We start from the raw sequence: 13,268 nt of genomic DNA on the forward strand, positions 1-13,268 counted from the left end.
CGGCGGCGTGGCCTTCTTGACCGGAGCCGGCGCCGGAGTCGGCCGCGGCGGAGCGGGCAGCGGTTCGGGCGGAACCGGCTCAGGCGGCGTCGGGGCGACCGGCGCGGTGGCGGCGTCCTCGGTGACCAGTTCGTCGTCCGGGTTGTCGGCCGCGGCGGCCTCGATGACGGTCTCGGAGATGATCGACACGGGCACGGCGCTTTCGACGTTCAGCGGCTCGCGCGTGAAGCCCAGCAGGCCGTAGCCCACCACAGCCAGAACCACCGCCGCATGGACGGCGATGGAGGCAAGCAGCGAGGACCCGGGCCGCTCCAAGCCGTCAGCCCTCCACGTCCGTCGGGGCGCCGCCGGCGGTGTCGGTGATCAGGTTCAGCTTGGTGAAGCCGGCCGAGGACAGCCGCGCCATGACCCGGGCCACGGCCTGGTAGGGCGCCCGGCCGTCGCCGCGCACGGACACGGCCTTCTCACGGCCGTCGGGACCGGCGGCCTCGGCCACGGTCAGCACCAGACGGTCGAAGCTGACCTCGCCTTCGCCGACATAGATGGCCCCGTCGCGCTTGATCGAGATGACCACCGGATCGTCCGAGGCGTCGACCGCGCTGGCGTCCGTCTTGGGCAGTTCGACCGGCACGGCCACGTTCAGCAACGGCGCCGAGATCATGAAGATGATGAGCAGCACCAGCATCACATCGACCAGCGGCGTGACGTTGATTTCGCTCAGGGGCCGTTTGCGCGGCCGCCTGCGGCCCCGGACGTGGCCTCCGCCGCCGCCTCCCGCGAGGGCCATGCTCAGAGCTCCCGGGTCGGCTGCGGCGCGGCGCTGGACGGCCCGCCCAGACGGCGCGCCACGGCGGCCTGCAGGTCGTCGGCGAAGCTCTCAAGCCGGCCGGTGAACTTGCCCGCGTCGATCGAGAACTTGTTGTAGGCGATATAGGCCGGGATGGCCGCGGCCAGACCCAGGGCCGTGGCGAACAGGGCCTCGGAGATCGCCGGCGCCACGGTCGCCAGATTGGTGTTGCCCGACGAGGCGATGGCCCCGAAGGCGTTCATGATGCCCCAGACCGTGCCGAACAGGCCGATGAAGGGCGAGGACGTCGCCACCACCGACAGCACGCCCAGACCGTTCTCGACCCGCTGGCCCTCGCGGGCGATCAGGCTGTCGAGCGCGCGGTCGATGCGCGACATCAACAGATTGGCCTGGTTCTCGGTCAGCGGCCCGCGCGTCCGAGCCTCGCGCCAGTCCGCCAGGGCGATGACCAGCATGCGCGGCAGCGGATGCGCCGGATTCGGCCCGGCCTGGGCGGCGATGTCCTCAAGCGGCCGGCCCGAGCCGACGGCGTCCTCGAAAGTGTTGGCCTGGCGGTTCAGCGCGCTGAAGCGCATGGCCTTGTCGATGATCACGGCCCAGGACCAGAGCGAGGCGATCGTCAGGCCGATCATGATCGCCTGCACGACGATGTCGGCCTCCATGAAGAGCATCACCGGGTTGATCATCGAGGCTTCGGCGGCGGTGGTCATTCAGGCGTCCTTCCGTCTGTCCGTCCACTGTGCACCGGACGGGCGTGGCGGTTGTGTGGCGGTTTGAGCCGGGTCTAGCGAGGTGTGGCTGCGGCGTCACCTGTCTGCACGCAGCAGGCGGGCGAAATGGTCAAGCTTCGCGCGCCAGCCACGGCCCGATCTTGTCGATGAGGGCCCGGGTTGGCCGGCGCGGCCGCCCGTCCATGTGGATGCAGACTACCTCGACCTCGGCCCGGCACAGCACGTCGTCGCCGCGTGTGATGGCCTGTGAGATCAACAGGCGCGGACCCGTCACGGCGTCATAGTGGGTGCGCACCACCAGCTGGTCGTCGATCCGGGCGGGTTTGAGAAAGCGCAGCCCCATTTTCGAGACCACGAAGGCCATTGGCCGGTCGCCATCCAGCAGTTCGGCGTGGCCGATCCCCATCAGCCGCAGGCAGTCGGACCGCCCCCGCTCGAAATAGCGGACATAGTTGGCGTGATAGACCAGACCGGTGAAGTCGGTGTCCTCGTAATAGACCCGGATCGGCAGGCGGTGCTCGCGACCCTCGAAACGGCCGGCGGTGGGGGTGTCGGGCTGATTCAATCGACCACAACGCTCCCGGCGGGCGGCTCCGGGAAGCCCGGGCAGTCGGCGGCGATCATGGCGCGGAACTCGCCGTTCAGCGGATCCTGGCTCAGCAGCATGCGATTGGGACGCGAGATGAAGCCGACGGCCCGTCCGCCCCGTTCGGCGGCGATGTAGCCGCAGACCACGCGGCCCCGTCCCGGCTCGATCAACTGGACCTCGGCCGTCCGTCCCAGCTGCTCGCGGGCCTGCCGCAGCACGCGGCGCGAGGCCGGCTCCTCGGTGAAGCCCCCGCCCGAGCCCTGGGTGACGAACCACAGCGCCAGCCCGCCGAGGACGATCACCGCCACGCCCAGGACGGCGATCAGTCTGTCGGTTCGTATCGCCCGTCGCGCCATGCGGCCTCCCTGAGGTGCGACCATGCCGGGGTTCGGGCGACAGGTGAAGCCCGGCGATGGATTGGAGCGTCGCGATACCGATGCTAGGCCTTGCGTCTGCAAACGGAGGGGATGATGCGACGCAACGCTCTGGCCTTGGCTGTGGTCCTGACTCTGGGGACCGCCGTCCCGCTGCGGGCGCAGACGCCCGCTCCCGTTCCGGCTCCGGCGCCGTCGACGCTGCTGGAGGCGATCCCGGTCATCGACGCGGCCTTCGACCGCTGGCAGGCCAACGCCCATGCCCCCGGGCTGGTCTATGGCGTGGTGCAGGACGGCCGGATCATCCACCTGCGCACGGCAGGGGTCCGCACGGTCGACGGCCCCGCGGTGACGCCCGACACCCTGTTCCGCATCGCCTCCATGTCCAAGGCCTTCACCGCCCTGGCGATCCTCAAGCTGCGCGACGAGGGCAAACTCTCGCTCGACGACCTGGCCGAGACCCATGTGCCGGAGATGCGGGGCTGGACCTATCCCACGGCCGACTCGCCGCGCATCCGGGTCCGCGACCTGCTCAACCACACCGGCGGTTTCGTCACCGACGATCCGTGGGGCGACCGGCAGCAGGTCCTCACCGAGGCGGAGTTCACCCGCATGCTGACCGACGGCGTGCCCTTCACCCGCGCGCCGCAGACGGCGTTCGAATATTCCAACTTCGGCTACGCCCTGCTCGGCCGGATCGTCTCCAATGTCTCCGGTCGACCCTACGACCAGTACATCGAGGCCGAGATCATGCGGCCGCTGGGCATGGCCTCCAGCGGCTATGACGTCTTCGCCTCGCCGCAGGAGCGCCGCGCGCTCGGCTACCGCTGGGAGAACGACGCCTGGTCGCGAGAGCCCGACATGCGGCACGGCGTCTTCGGCTCCATGGGCGGGGTCCAGACGACGGCCGAGGACTACGCCCGCTGGATCGCCTTCCTGCTGTCGGCCTGGCCCGCCCGCGACGACCCCGAGACCGGTCCGGTCCGCCGTTCGACCGTGCGCGAAATGGCCCAGGGGTCGAACTTCGTCTCGTCGCGCAGCCGCACGGGCGCCGACGGCCAGCCCTGCCCCGGCGCCGGCGCCTATGGCATGGGCCTGCAGGCCAATACCGACTGCGAGCTCGGCGCCTTCCTGGCCCATGGCGGCGGCTATCCCGGCTACGGCTCCTACATGATCCTGATGCCGGACCGGCGGACCGGCCTGTTCGCCTTCGCCAACCGCACCTACGCCGGCCCCTCGGCCCCGCTGATCGAGGCCGCCTCGACGCTCGTCCGCGCCGGCCTGGCCCCGGTCCGGCCGCTGGCGACCAGCGACATCCTCGCCGAACGCTACGCCGACCTCGGCCGCATCTGGTCCGCCGGGGACGTGTCGGTCGCCCGCGACCGGCTGGCGATGAATTTCCTCATGGATCGTTCGGTGGAGAACTGGCGCACGGTGCTGGGCGTGCTCAGGACCGACGCCGGGGCCTGCGCGGCCGACGCGCCGAACACCGCGACGGGCGCCCTGTCCGGAACCTTCCGATGGACCTGCGACAAGGGCGTGATCGAGGGCCGCCTGCTGCTGGCCCCGACCACGCCGGTGACCATTCAGGCGCTGAATTTCCGCTTCACGCCGACGCCTGCCCCCGCGCCGTAGTCGTCAGTCGAACAGGGCCGCCTGCCCCGCCCCGGCGGGCTTCGGCGGCTCGGCCAGCCCCAGATGCGCATAGGCCCTCGCGCACGCCATCCGACCGCGCGGGGTGCGCTGGATGAAGCCCTGTTGCAGCAGATAGGGCTCGATCACGTCCTCGACGGAGTCGCGCGCCTCGGCGATGGCGGCGGCGAGAGTGTCCATGCCGACGGGGCCGCCGCCGTAGTTCTCGATCAGGGCCTTTAGGAAGCGGCGGTCGAGACTGTCCAGACCCGCCTCGTCGACCTCCAGCCGGCTCAGCGCCCGCGCCGCCGCCAGCCGGTCGATCACGGGCGAGCCCTCGGCCTCGGCGAAATCCCGCACCCGGCGCAGCAGCCGCCCGGCCACGCGCGGCGTCCCGCGTGAGCGGCTGGCGATCTCGCGCGCGCCCTCGTCATTGACCGCCACCCCCATCTTGCGCGCCGCCCCGGTGATGACCCTAACCAGCTCCTCCGGCGTGTAGAATTCCAGCCGCAGCGGAATGCCGAACCGGTCCCTCAGCGGCGTGGCCAGCAGCCCCGCCCGCGTCGTCGCCCCGACCAGCGTGAAGGGCGCCAGGTCGATCCGCACCGAACGCGCCGACGGCCCCTCGCCGATGATCAGGTCCAGCACATGGTCCTCCATGGCGGGATAGAGGATCTCCTCCACCGTCGGGGCCAGCCGGTGAATCTCATCAATGAACAGCACGTCGCGCGGTTCGAGATTGGTCAGTATGGCGGCGAGATCGCCCGCCTTGGCCAGGATCGGCCCGGAGGTGGCGCGGAAGCCGACGCCGAGCTCGCGCGCCACGATCTGCGCCAGGGTGGTCTTGCCAAGGCCGGGGGGGCCGAACAGCAGGACGTGGTCGAGCGACTCGCCGCGGCCGCGGGCGGCGTCGATGAAGACCTTGAGGTTGCCCTTGGCCTGCTCCTGGCCGACGAATTCGGACAGGGTCTGCGGGCGCAGGGCGCGGTCGTGGCCTTCGCCGGGAGCGGGGGCGCCCGAAATGATCCGATCATCGCTCACCGCCCGAGCTCCTGAAGGGCCGCGCGGATGACCGCCGACAGATCGGCTTCATCCCCCAGCCGGATCAGCGCCTGATCGACGGCCCGGCGGGCGTTGACCTCGGCCACGCCCAGACCCAGCAGGGCCGAGACGGCCTCGCCCGTGACGCTGGGCGCCGGCGGGGCGAGATCCGACTGGACGCCGGGGCCCGAGGGGGTGAAGGACGCGTCCCCCAGCGGCTTGCCCTTCAGTTCGGTGACGATGCGCAGGGCCAGCTTGGGCCCGACGCCGTTGGCCCGCGCCACCGCCGCCTTGTCCTCGCGCGCCACCGCCGCCGCCAGCTCGCCGGGCGGCAGGACGTCCAGCACGCTGAGCGCCGCCTTGGGGCCGACCCCCTGGATGCCGTTGAGGGTCAGGAAGGCGCGGCGCTCGTCGCGGGTCAGGAAGCCGTACAGCCGCGGACCGCTCTCGGCGTTGAAGGTGGATTCGATCTGCAGGGTGGCCTCGTCGCCCGGGGCCGGCAGGCGCTGCAGGGTGCGGGCGCCGCAGAAGACGACATAGCCGACGCCCGAGCAGTCGATCAGGCAATGATCCGCCTCGACCTCGGCCAGCACGCCCCTGAGCCGGCCGATCATGCGGCCCCTCCCAGAACGGTCAGCAGCGCCCGTTTGCGCATCTGCGCATGGGTGATGGCGACGGCCAGCGCGTCGGCCGCGTCGGCCTTCACATCGCCCGCGGCGGGCAGGAGCCGCTTCACCATGAAGGCGATCTGGGTCTTGTCGGCATGGCCGGCGCCGACCACCGCCTTCTTGATCAGGTTCGGCGAATACTCCGCCACGCTCAGCCCGTGCCGCGCCGGGGCCAGCATCACCGCCGCGCGGGCATGGCCCAGCTTCAGGGTCGAGACCGGGTTCATATTGACGAACACCTCCTCGATGGCCGCCTCGTCGCAGTCCTGGTCGACGCAGACCTGGCCCACGGCCTCGAGCAGGAACAGCAGCCGTTCGCTGAGGGGCGCGACCTCGGGCGGGGTGATGACGCCGTGGGCGATCCAGCGCAGGCGCGACCCCTCCGCCGCCACCACGCCCCAGCCGGTGCGGCGCAGACCGGGGTCCAGCCCCAGGATTCGAGTCGCTTCGTTCGTCATTCGTTCCATTCATGCCTCAAACGAGGTTGACGAACAATGACCGGTCGTCACTCCTCGCGCGGCAGTATCGAAAAGCCCGCGAGGCCGGCCTCGGCGCCCAGCAGGGTCACGAGACCGTCGACATCGATCGGGACCTGCCCCTTCACCTTGAGATGATGCTCGTGGATGGCGCCGCCGTGGCTCATGACATGGCCCAGACGCACCACCTTCACCCCCTTGCGGCGCAGCAGATCGCGAACGGCCAGGCCGGTGGGCGCCTCGCCCCGCTTCCAGCTCAGGACCACGTCCATCACCCCGACGTGCGGCAGTTTGGCGTCGAGCAGGCGCAGCACCGCCAGAACCGCGAGGGTCGCGCCGGAGCCGATCAGCGCCAGCTCCATCATCCCCACGCCGTACAGCACCCCGATGGCCGAGGTGACCCACAGCGACGCCGCCGTGGTCAGGCCGTGCACCGAGAAACCCTCGCGGAAGATCACCCCCGCGCAGAGGAAGCCGATGCCGGTCAACAGGCCGTGCGACATCCGCGTCGGGTCGATCACCACCGTCTGCCCCGGCAGGGCGGTGAAGGCCCAGGTCGACTGGTGCATGGCCGCCAGCATCAGCAGGCAGGAGGTCAGGCACACGAGGATATGCGTGCGAAACCCGGCCGGATGCCCGTGATAGGTCCGCTCGACCCCGATCAACCCGCCGGCCGTCATGGCCGCCAGGACCGGCCACACCAGATCCCAATCCATTTGTGTAAAATCGCTCCGATAACTGACGAATCTTCAGCCTAGTCCCGGCGGAGCGTATCGATCAAGGACCGCGACCTATTCGGTGGTCTTGCCGTCGAAATGCTCTTCCTTCGCCTCGGCCTCGGCCTTGGTGGCGCGGACCACGCCGTCCCTGTGATCGGGGGGACCATAGATGGTGTAGAGGGTCAGGGGCGCGTCGCCGGTGTTGATCACATTGTGCCGGGCCCCGGCGGGCACGATGATGGCGTCGTCGTCCTTGATCGGCGTGCGCTTGCCGTCGATCAGGACCTCGCCGGCGCCGCTCTCGACGCGGAAGAACTGGTCATGGTCCTCGTGGACCTCCTCGCCGATCTCCTCGCCCGGCTTCAGGGCCATCAGCACCAGCTGCAGATATTTGCCGGTGTAGAGCACGCGCCGGAAGTCTGTGTTTTCGGTCGTCAGGGTCTCGATGTTGTCGACGAAGCCTTGCATGGGAAATCCTTCGGGAGGGGGATGAGGGCAGTTGTGAGATCGGCATTCCGGCGGTGCGGATCAAGCGGGCCCTCGCCCGCCGATGTCCGCTCCATGCCACGGCAACGGTTGCGCGGGTCCGCTGTTCCGCCCGGGCCCTTTCCGGGCTAGCGTCGCCGCCGAACCGGGGGAAAAGCGATGTCGAGTTCAGGCGGGGCGATGCTTGAGGCCATGGCGCGGCGAGCCGTGGGGGCGGTGGCGAACACCCTGCGGAGGCACGGGGCGACCTCGATCGTGGTCGCGCCGATCGTCGTCGCGATCTTCGCCTTCGACGCATCCCGGGCCGAGGCGCAGACGACGCCCCTCCGTCCCGATCAGGCCGCCTTCCGCGACCTCTATGAAGAGCTGGTCGAGACCAACACCACCCTTTCGGAAGGCAGCTGCACCCTCGCGTCCGAGCGCATGGCCGCGCGCCTGCTGGCCGCGGGCTATCCCGCCGCCGACGTGCGCGTGCTGGCGCCGGCCGACCGGCCCAGGGATGGGAACCTGTCCGCCGTCCTTCGCGGCTCCGACCCGTCGGCCGCCCCCATGCTGCTGCTGGCCCACATCGACGTGGTCGAGGCGAACCGGGCCGACTGGACCCGCGATCCCTTCACCCTGATCGAGGAAGACGGCTATTTCTACGCCCGCGGCGCCACCGATGACAAAGCGCAGGCCGCCGTCTGGGTTGATGCCCTGATCCGACTGAAGGCCCAGGGCTTTGTCCCGCGCCGCGACATCAAGATCGCCCTGACCTGCGGCGAAGAGACGGCTGACACCTGGAACGGCGTCGAATGGCTGTTGCGCGAACACCCGGACGCGCTCCAGGCCGGCTTCGCCCTCAACGAGGGCGCCGGCGGCCAGCTGGACGCCGAGGGAAACCGCATCGCCCTGAACGTCCAGGCGGGCGAGAAGCTGTATCAGGACTACACCCTCGAACTGACCAACCCCGGCGGCCACAGCGCCCGGCCGCGCAAGGACAACGCCATCGCCGCCATGTCGCGGGCGCTGGCCGCGCTGGGGGATCACGACTTCGCCCTCGAGCTGAACCCCGTCACCCGCGCCTATTTCGCCGCAGTCGCGGATGCCTCGCCGCAGTACGCCGCCGACCTTCGCGCCCTGACGGCGACCGACACGCCCGACCCGGCCGCGGCGGCGCGGCTGTCGGAGGCCAATCCGGTCTGGAACGCGACCATGCGCACGACCTGCATTCCCACCCTGATCGACGGCGGCCACGCCCCCAACGCCCAGCCCCAGCGCGTCACCGCCAACGTCAACTGCCGCATCCTCCCCGGCCACACCATCGAGGAGACCCGGGCCGAGATTGCGCGGATCCTGAACAATGCGGCCATCTCCATCACCCCGCTCGGCGCGCCCGATCCGAGCTCGAAGCCGCCGGTCCTGAGCCCGGCCATCATCGATCCGATCCGCGAGATCGCCGGCCGGATGTGGCCCGGCGTGCCGGTCGTGCCGACCATGTCGACGGGGGCCACCGACGGCCGGTTCATCAACGCGGCCGGCATACCGACCTACGGCGTCACCGGCATGTTCGCGGACCCCGACGGCGGCGGGGCGCACGGCCTGAACGAGCGTATCCGGGTCCGGTCGCTCTACGAGGGCCGGGATTTCCTGTTCGATCTGGTCAAGGCCTACACGGCCCGCCCCTGACTGTCGGGAACCGGACACAGCCTCCGCGCATTCAGGAACATCGCGGAGACCGACGTTATGCCTGATCCGACTGAATTGCGCCGGCCGGGAAGCGGGCTGCATCCGAGCCATTTCGCCGCCCTGCGGACCGAGATACTGCGGACCAGCGCCAGGCTGTCGGACGAACAGTTGCTGGATCTCGCCGACGCCCTGCACCGCCTGATCCGCCTGCGCCGCCCCGGCCGCCCGGTCCGCTCCCCCGCCGAGGCCTGGGTCGAGGACAAACCGCGCGCCTTCGCCTGAATTCCCGGACGCCTGACCCGGGCCGTTACGGTTCCGGCGCCATGCGGAACCGGACAGTGAAGGTGACTTCGCTGTCCGTTTCAAACCCGTCGATACTGTAGGGCCTGACACGGGCCTGACGGGTCGCCGCCAGCGCCGCCTCGGCCAAACCGGCGCCGGCCGGGATCTCGCTGAGCGCCTCGCACGCTCCGAACTGCCCCGTCGCCAGGGTCTCGCAGCGAAGCACCACAGCCCCTTGTTCGACGCCGCGGCGCATGGCCAGCGCCGGAAAGTCCGGCGCGGGTTGCTTCACCCATTCAGGGTGTCTCAACATCTCGCCGTTTGGCCCGGTTGATGATTTTGGCGGCGGCGGAACGGCAGGCTGGGCGACGGGCGGCGGAAGCGGCTCGATGATCTCCAGGTCGACAGAATGCTCGTCGTAGGTGACTTCCCTGAGCGTGAATCTCGCGCCGACGACATACAGGGCCAGAAATGCCACGAGGGCGATCAGCGCCACAATCAGCAGCAGGCGCCTTGCCCGGGAATCCCGCCGCTTCGGCTCCGGCGCCTCAGGTTCGGGCGGCGCTGGATTCCACGGCCCCATTCAGCCCGCGTACTTCGCCATGTCCTCGTCCGAGATGTCCTCGTTCGAATAGACGTTCTGGACGTCGTCCTCGGCGTCCAGCGCATCGAGCAGCTTCATCAGGGTACCGACCGCCTCGCCCGTGACCGGAACCTCGGTCTGCGGCCGCCAGACCAGGGCCGTGGATTTGGCGTCGCCGAGGATTTTCGACAGGGCCTCGGCCACTTCGTTCAGGTCCTCGAACGTCGTCCAGATGGTGTGGCCGGGCGCGTCCTCGTAGATGTCGGGCTTGACCAGATCGCTCTCGACGTCCTGGGCGCCGGCCTCGATGGCGGCCTCCATGACGGCGTCCTCGGTCCCGGCCTCGGCCGGGTAGATGATCCGTCCGACGCGGTTCCACATGAAGGCGACCGAGTTCATCTCGCCGAGCTGGCCGCCGTTCTTGGTGAAGCACGAACGGATGTTGGAATTGGCCCGGTTGCGGTTGTCGGTCAGGGCCTCAACGATAATGCCCACGCCCCCCGGGCCCCGGCCCTCGTAGCGGACCTCTTCCATCGTATCGACGTCGCCGCCGGCGGCCTTGTTGATGGCGCGCTGGATCACGTCGCGCGGCAGGCTCTCGGCCTTGGCGTTGTTCACGGCCAGGCGCAGGCGCGGGTTCATCGCCGGATCGGGCATGCCCAGCTTGGCGGCGACGGTGATGTCGCGCGACAGTTTGGAGAACAGCTTGGACCGCTGCGCATCGGCGCGTCCCTTGCGGTGCATGATGTTCTTGTATTTCGAGTGGCCGGCCATGTGTGGGTCGTCTTGCTGAGAGCATGAAAAGTCGGAGCCGGGCATCTAGCCGATGGCGGCGAGACTGTCACGACGTCGCCCGCCTCGGGCCGACCCGAAGGGCGGCGGGTCGCTGCCGGAAGGCGCAGGCTTTTGACCGCGGGGCGACAATCAGGGCAGGAACCGCAAGGCTTGCGGGGCATTCCGCAAGCGAACCCGACGGAGCCCGATCCATGACCGCCGAAGATGTCCTCTACGATGCCGAAGCCTATGCCGAGGATGACCTGGACAACGCCGACATCGTCGAATGGTACGAGGCGCGCGCCGTCACCGTCCCGACCGCCGTCGCCACCGGCGCCATCGTCGCCGCCTTCGCTCTCGGCGTGCTGACCGCGGTGGGCGCGCTGGCGCTGATGGGCCGGCTCGACGACTGAGAAAGACTGTTCTCCTCCCCTGATGAGGAGGGAGAACGCCGGCATCAGGTCTTCAGGCTCTCCAGAAACCCGCGCATCTTCTCGTCCACCGGCACCGGCCGCTTCGAATCGCGGTCGACATAGACGTGGACGAAATAGCCCACGGCCGCAGCCTCCTGCTCCTTGTTGCGGAACAGGCCGATCTCGTAGCGGACCGATGAGGTGCCGACGTGCGCGACCCGTACCCCGGCCTCGATCTCGTCCGGGAAGGCGGTCGGGGAGAAATAGCGGCAGCCCGTCTCGACCACCAGGCCGATGGTCTTGCCGTCGTGGATGTCGATCAGGCCGTTGACGACCAGCAGCCGGTTCACCGCCGTGTCGAACCACGAATAATAGACGACATTGTTCACATGGCCGTAGACGTCATTGTCCATCCAGCGCGTGGATATGGCCTGGAACCGGCGATAGTCGCCCCGCTTCGTCCGTTCGATCGTCCCGGTCATGAAGTCTCCCTCTGGGCGCTACGCTCGCGACGCGGTCGCTCGCTGCTTGAGCGCGTTTTGATTCCGCGCGTCTCGGCGCGCCTGTTTCCAGCCTTGGGCTTGGCGGACGCGGCGTCAAGCGCCTAGCCTCCCGTCATGAAGACCATCGCCGCCGTTCTCCGGACCATGGGCGCCGCCCGCCCCTATGCGGACAGCCGGCCGCTGTCGCTCGAGACGGTGACGCTCGATCCGCCGGGGCGCGACGAGGTGCTGGTGGCGATCAAGGCAGCCGGCCTGTGCCATTCCGATCTCAGCGTCATCAACGGCGACCGGCCCCGGCCGCTGCCCATGGCGCTGGGCCATGAGGCGGCGGGGGTGGTCGAGGCGCTGGGCCCCGGCGTGACCGATCTGGAGGTCGGCGACCACGTCGTCATGGTCTTCATGCCCAGCTGCGGCCACTGCGATCCCTGCGCCGGCGGCCGCCCCGCCCTGTGCGAACCCGGCGCCGCGGCCAACGGCAAGGGTGAACTGCTGGCCGGCGGACGGCGACTCCATGACGGCGACGGCGACCTCAATCACCATCTCGGCTGTTCGGCGTTCGCGGGCGACGCGGTGGTGTCGCGCCGCTCGTTGGTGAAGGTCGACCGCGACCTGCCGTTCGAACACGCCGCCCTGTTCGGCTGCGCCGTGCTGACCGGCGTGGGCGCGGTGGTGAACACGGCGCGGGTCAAGGCGGGCCAGAGCGTGGTCGTGGTCGGCCTCGGCGGCGTCGGCCTGTCCTCGGTGCTGGGGGCGCTGGCCGCGGGGGCCGGGCCGGTGATCGCCGTGGACCTGAGCGAGGACAAGCTGGCCCTGGCCCGTTCGCTGGGGCCGGTCCAGACCGTCAACGCCGCCGACCCGGACGCCGTCGACCAGGTCCGGGCCCTGACCGGCGGCGGAGCGGAGTTCACATTCGAGATGGCCGGCTCGGTCGCGGCCCTGGAGGCGGCGTGGCGGATGACGCGGCGCGGCGGGACCACGGTCACCGCCGGCCTGCCCCCGCCCGAGGCGGCGCTGGCGGTCAATATCGTCCAGCTGGTGGCCGAGGAGCGGACCCTGAAAGGGTCCTACATCGGCACCTGCGTCCCCTCCCGCGACATCCCCCGCTACGTCGCCCTGTTCCGGCAGGGGCGGCTGCCGGTCGACCGGCTGCTCAGCGGGACGATCGGACTGGACGGGATCAACGCCGCCTTCGACGGTCTGGCCGACGGCCGCGCGGTGCGGACGGTCGTGACCTTCTAGGCCTTGTCGCGGATGCGCATGGCCCCGCCGGCGGCGCCGGTCTGCACCTCGAACCGGCCCGTCGCACGGATCAGGTCGGACAGTTTGGCGTGGCCGTAGGTGCGCTGGTCGAAGTCGGGATAGGCGTTCCTCAGCCGGTCGCCGAGGCCGCTGACCGTGACCCAGCCGTCGCCGTCCTCGTCCATGTCGGCGATCACCGTGGCGATCAGGCGCGCCGCCTCGACCGGCTTGCGCTTGCCCGGAGCCGCCGGCGCCGAGGCCGCCGCCACGGCCGCGCGCCCG

Annotated in this window: 19 protein-coding genes; 5 read left to right on the forward strand and 14 right to left on the reverse strand. The window is 70.0% G+C overall.

Features of this window, described 5'->3' with window-relative positions:
• From QQJ79_RS12900 to QQJ79_RS12920, 5 genes are all read right to left on the reverse strand, one after another.
• On the reverse strand, positions 1–315 hold a 315-nt coding region (locus QQJ79_RS12900; protein ID WP_284223328.1), incomplete at its 3' end, for a hypothetical protein.
• A gap of 4 nt (positions 316–319) precedes the next feature.
• Positions 320–787: an ExbD/TolR family protein gene (locus QQJ79_RS12905; RefSeq protein WP_284223329.1), complete on the reverse strand. Its 468-nt coding sequence runs from the start codon at positions 785–787 to the stop codon at positions 320–322.
• 2 nt (positions 788–789) lie between these two features.
• On the reverse strand, positions 790–1,518 hold the full coding sequence (gene tolQ / locus QQJ79_RS12910) for a protein TolQ (protein ID WP_284223330.1): 729 nt from the start codon (positions 1,516–1,518) through the stop codon (positions 790–792).
• A 130-nt stretch (positions 1,519–1,648) separates the two neighbouring features.
• Positions 1,649–2,104 carry a tol-pal system-associated acyl-CoA thioesterase gene (gene ybgC / locus QQJ79_RS12915; protein WP_284223331.1) on the reverse strand — a complete coding sequence of 152 codons (456 nt, stop codon included), beginning with the start codon at positions 2,102–2,104 and terminating at the stop codon, positions 1,649–1,651.
• Positions 2,101–2,508, reverse strand: coding sequence for a hypothetical protein (locus QQJ79_RS12920; RefSeq protein ID WP_284223332.1), 408 nt, complete (start codon positions 2,506–2,508; stop codon positions 2,101–2,103). The genes ybgC and QQJ79_RS12920 overlap by 4 nt, the downstream gene beginning before the upstream one ends.
• Positions 2,509–2,598: 90 nt before the next feature.
• Here QQJ79_RS12920 and QQJ79_RS12925 point away from each other — a divergent pair, with 90 nt between their 5' ends.
• Positions 2,599–4,137: a serine hydrolase domain-containing protein gene (locus QQJ79_RS12925; protein ID WP_284223333.1), complete on the forward strand. Its 1,539-nt coding sequence runs from the start codon at positions 2,599–2,601 to the stop codon at positions 4,135–4,137.
• A gap of 3 nt (positions 4,138–4,140) precedes the next feature.
• Here the strand turns inward: QQJ79_RS12925 and ruvB are convergent, their stop codons facing one another.
• The 5 genes from ruvB to QQJ79_RS12950 form a co-directional block, all read right to left on the reverse strand.
• Positions 4,141–5,175, reverse strand: a complete 1,035-nt coding sequence (gene ruvB / locus QQJ79_RS12930; protein WP_284223334.1) for a Holliday junction branch migration DNA helicase RuvB — start codon at positions 5,173–5,175, stop codon at positions 4,141–4,143.
• Complete coding sequence (ruvA, locus tag QQJ79_RS12935; protein ID WP_284223335.1) at positions 5,172–5,789, reverse strand: Holliday junction branch migration protein RuvA; 618 nt, start codon at positions 5,787–5,789, stop codon at positions 5,172–5,174. The genes ruvB and ruvA overlap by 4 nt, the downstream gene beginning before the upstream one ends.
• Positions 5,786–6,301: a crossover junction endodeoxyribonuclease RuvC gene (gene ruvC / locus QQJ79_RS12940; protein WP_284223336.1), complete on the reverse strand. Its 516-nt coding sequence runs from the start codon at positions 6,299–6,301 to the stop codon at positions 5,786–5,788. The genes ruvA and ruvC overlap by 4 nt, the downstream gene beginning before the upstream one ends.
• A gap of 47 nt (positions 6,302–6,348) precedes the next feature.
• A complete protein-coding gene (locus tag QQJ79_RS12945; RefSeq protein WP_284223337.1) occupies positions 6,349–7,035 on the reverse strand; it encodes an MgtC/SapB family protein in 687 nt (228 codons plus the stop codon).
• A gap of 75 nt (positions 7,036–7,110) precedes the next feature.
• Complete coding sequence (locus QQJ79_RS12950; RefSeq protein WP_284223338.1) at positions 7,111–7,506, reverse strand: cupin domain-containing protein; 396 nt, start codon at positions 7,504–7,506, stop codon at positions 7,111–7,113.
• Between the two features lie 177 nt (positions 7,507–7,683).
• Here QQJ79_RS12950 and QQJ79_RS12955 point away from each other — a divergent pair, with 177 nt between their 5' ends.
• Together QQJ79_RS12955 and QQJ79_RS12960 are read left to right on the forward strand one after the other, a co-directional pair.
• Entirely contained in the window at positions 7,684–9,192 is a 1,509-nt protein-coding gene (locus tag QQJ79_RS12955) for a M20/M25/M40 family metallo-hydrolase (RefSeq protein WP_284223339.1), read from the forward strand.
• Positions 9,193–9,249: 57 nt separating this feature from the next.
• Positions 9,250–9,474, forward strand: a complete 225-nt coding sequence (locus QQJ79_RS12960) for a hypothetical protein (protein ID WP_284223340.1) — start codon at positions 9,250–9,252, stop codon at positions 9,472–9,474.
• 25 nt (positions 9,475–9,499) lie between these two features.
• Here QQJ79_RS12960 and QQJ79_RS12965 read toward each other — a convergent pair whose 3' ends face one another.
• Together QQJ79_RS12965 and QQJ79_RS12970 are read right to left on the reverse strand one after the other, a co-directional pair.
• Positions 9,500–9,970 carry an energy transducer TonB gene (locus QQJ79_RS12965; RefSeq protein ID WP_284223341.1) on the reverse strand — a complete coding sequence of 157 codons (471 nt, stop codon included), beginning with the start codon at positions 9,968–9,970 and terminating at the stop codon, positions 9,500–9,502.
• 87 nt (positions 9,971–10,057) lie between these two features.
• Entirely contained in the window at positions 10,058–10,831 is a 774-nt protein-coding gene (locus tag QQJ79_RS12970) for a YebC/PmpR family DNA-binding transcriptional regulator (protein WP_284223342.1), read from the reverse strand.
• 212 nt (positions 10,832–11,043) lie between these two features.
• On the opposite strand from QQJ79_RS12970, the gene QQJ79_RS12975 reads away from it, so the two are divergent.
• A complete protein-coding gene (locus QQJ79_RS12975) occupies positions 11,044–11,244 on the forward strand; it encodes a hypothetical protein (protein ID WP_284223343.1) in 201 nt (66 codons plus the stop codon).
• 44 nt (positions 11,245–11,288) lie between these two features.
• Here QQJ79_RS12975 and QQJ79_RS12980 read toward each other — a convergent pair whose 3' ends face one another.
• Positions 11,289–11,726 (reverse strand): acyl-CoA thioesterase, encoded by a 438-nt coding sequence (locus QQJ79_RS12980; RefSeq protein ID WP_284223344.1) that lies wholly within the window; start codon positions 11,724–11,726, stop codon positions 11,289–11,291.
• 135 nt (positions 11,727–11,861) lie between these two features.
• On the opposite strand from QQJ79_RS12980, the gene QQJ79_RS12985 reads away from it, so the two are divergent.
• Complete coding sequence (locus tag QQJ79_RS12985) at positions 11,862–12,986, forward strand: zinc-dependent alcohol dehydrogenase family protein (RefSeq protein ID WP_284223345.1); 1,125 nt, start codon at positions 11,862–11,864, stop codon at positions 12,984–12,986.
• Here QQJ79_RS12985 and QQJ79_RS12990 read toward each other — a convergent pair.
• Positions 12,983–13,268: OST-HTH/LOTUS domain-containing protein (locus tag QQJ79_RS12990; RefSeq protein WP_284223346.1), on the reverse strand; the 286-nt coding region annotated here is incomplete at its 5' end. The two genes, QQJ79_RS12985 and QQJ79_RS12990, sit on opposite strands and share 4 nt — an antisense overlap.

Origin of the sequence: Brevundimonas denitrificans, from assembly GCF_030160755.1 — a bacterium.
Taxonomy (GTDB): domain Bacteria; phylum Pseudomonadota; class Alphaproteobacteria; order Caulobacterales; family Caulobacteraceae; genus Brevundimonas; species Brevundimonas denitrificans.

What these genes read in the sequence shown, in the direction of transcription:
- QQJ79_RS12905 (WP_284223329.1), bottom strand. Translation starts at nt 787, where the DNA reads ATGGCCCTCGCGGGAGGCGGCGGCGGAGGCCACGTCCGGGGCCGCAGG.
- tolQ (WP_284223330.1), bottom strand. Translation starts at nt 1,518, where the DNA reads ATGACCACCGCCGCCGAAGCCTCGATGATCAACCCGGTGATGCTCTTC.
- QQJ79_RS12920 (WP_284223332.1), bottom strand. Translation starts at nt 2,508, where the DNA reads ATGGTCGCACCTCAGGGAGGCCGCATGGCGCGACGGGCGATACGAACC.
- QQJ79_RS12925 (WP_284223333.1), top strand. Translation starts at nt 2,599, where the DNA reads ATGCGACGCAACGCTCTGGCCTTGGCTGTGGTCCTGACTCTGGGGACC.
- ruvA (WP_284223335.1), bottom strand. Translation starts at nt 5,789, where the DNA reads ATGATCGGCCGGCTCAGGGGCGTGCTGGCCGAGGTCGAGGCGGATCAT.
- ruvC (WP_284223336.1), bottom strand. Translation starts at nt 6,301, where the DNA reads ATGACGAACGAAGCGACTCGAATCCTGGGGCTGGACCCCGGTCTGCGC.
- QQJ79_RS12945 (WP_284223337.1), bottom strand. Translation starts at nt 7,035, where the DNA reads ATGGATTGGGATCTGGTGTGGCCGGTCCTGGCGGCCATGACGGCCGGC.
- QQJ79_RS12950 (WP_284223338.1), bottom strand. Translation starts at nt 7,506, where the DNA reads ATGCAAGGCTTCGTCGACAACATCGAGACCCTGACGACCGAAAACACA.
- QQJ79_RS12955 (WP_284223339.1), top strand. Translation starts at nt 7,684, where the DNA reads ATGTCGAGTTCAGGCGGGGCGATGCTTGAGGCCATGGCGCGGCGAGCC.
- QQJ79_RS12960 (WP_284223340.1), top strand. Translation starts at nt 9,250, where the DNA reads ATGCCTGATCCGACTGAATTGCGCCGGCCGGGAAGCGGGCTGCATCCG.
- QQJ79_RS12970 (WP_284223342.1), bottom strand. Translation starts at nt 10,831, where the DNA reads ATGGCCGGCCACTCGAAATACAAGAACATCATGCACCGCAAGGGACGC.
- QQJ79_RS12975 (WP_284223343.1), top strand. Translation starts at nt 11,044, where the DNA reads ATGACCGCCGAAGATGTCCTCTACGATGCCGAAGCCTATGCCGAGGAT.
- QQJ79_RS12980 (WP_284223344.1), bottom strand. Translation starts at nt 11,726, where the DNA reads ATGACCGGGACGATCGAACGGACGAAGCGGGGCGACTATCGCCGGTTC.
- QQJ79_RS12985 (WP_284223345.1), top strand. Translation starts at nt 11,862, where the DNA reads ATGAAGACCATCGCCGCCGTTCTCCGGACCATGGGCGCCGCCCGCCCC.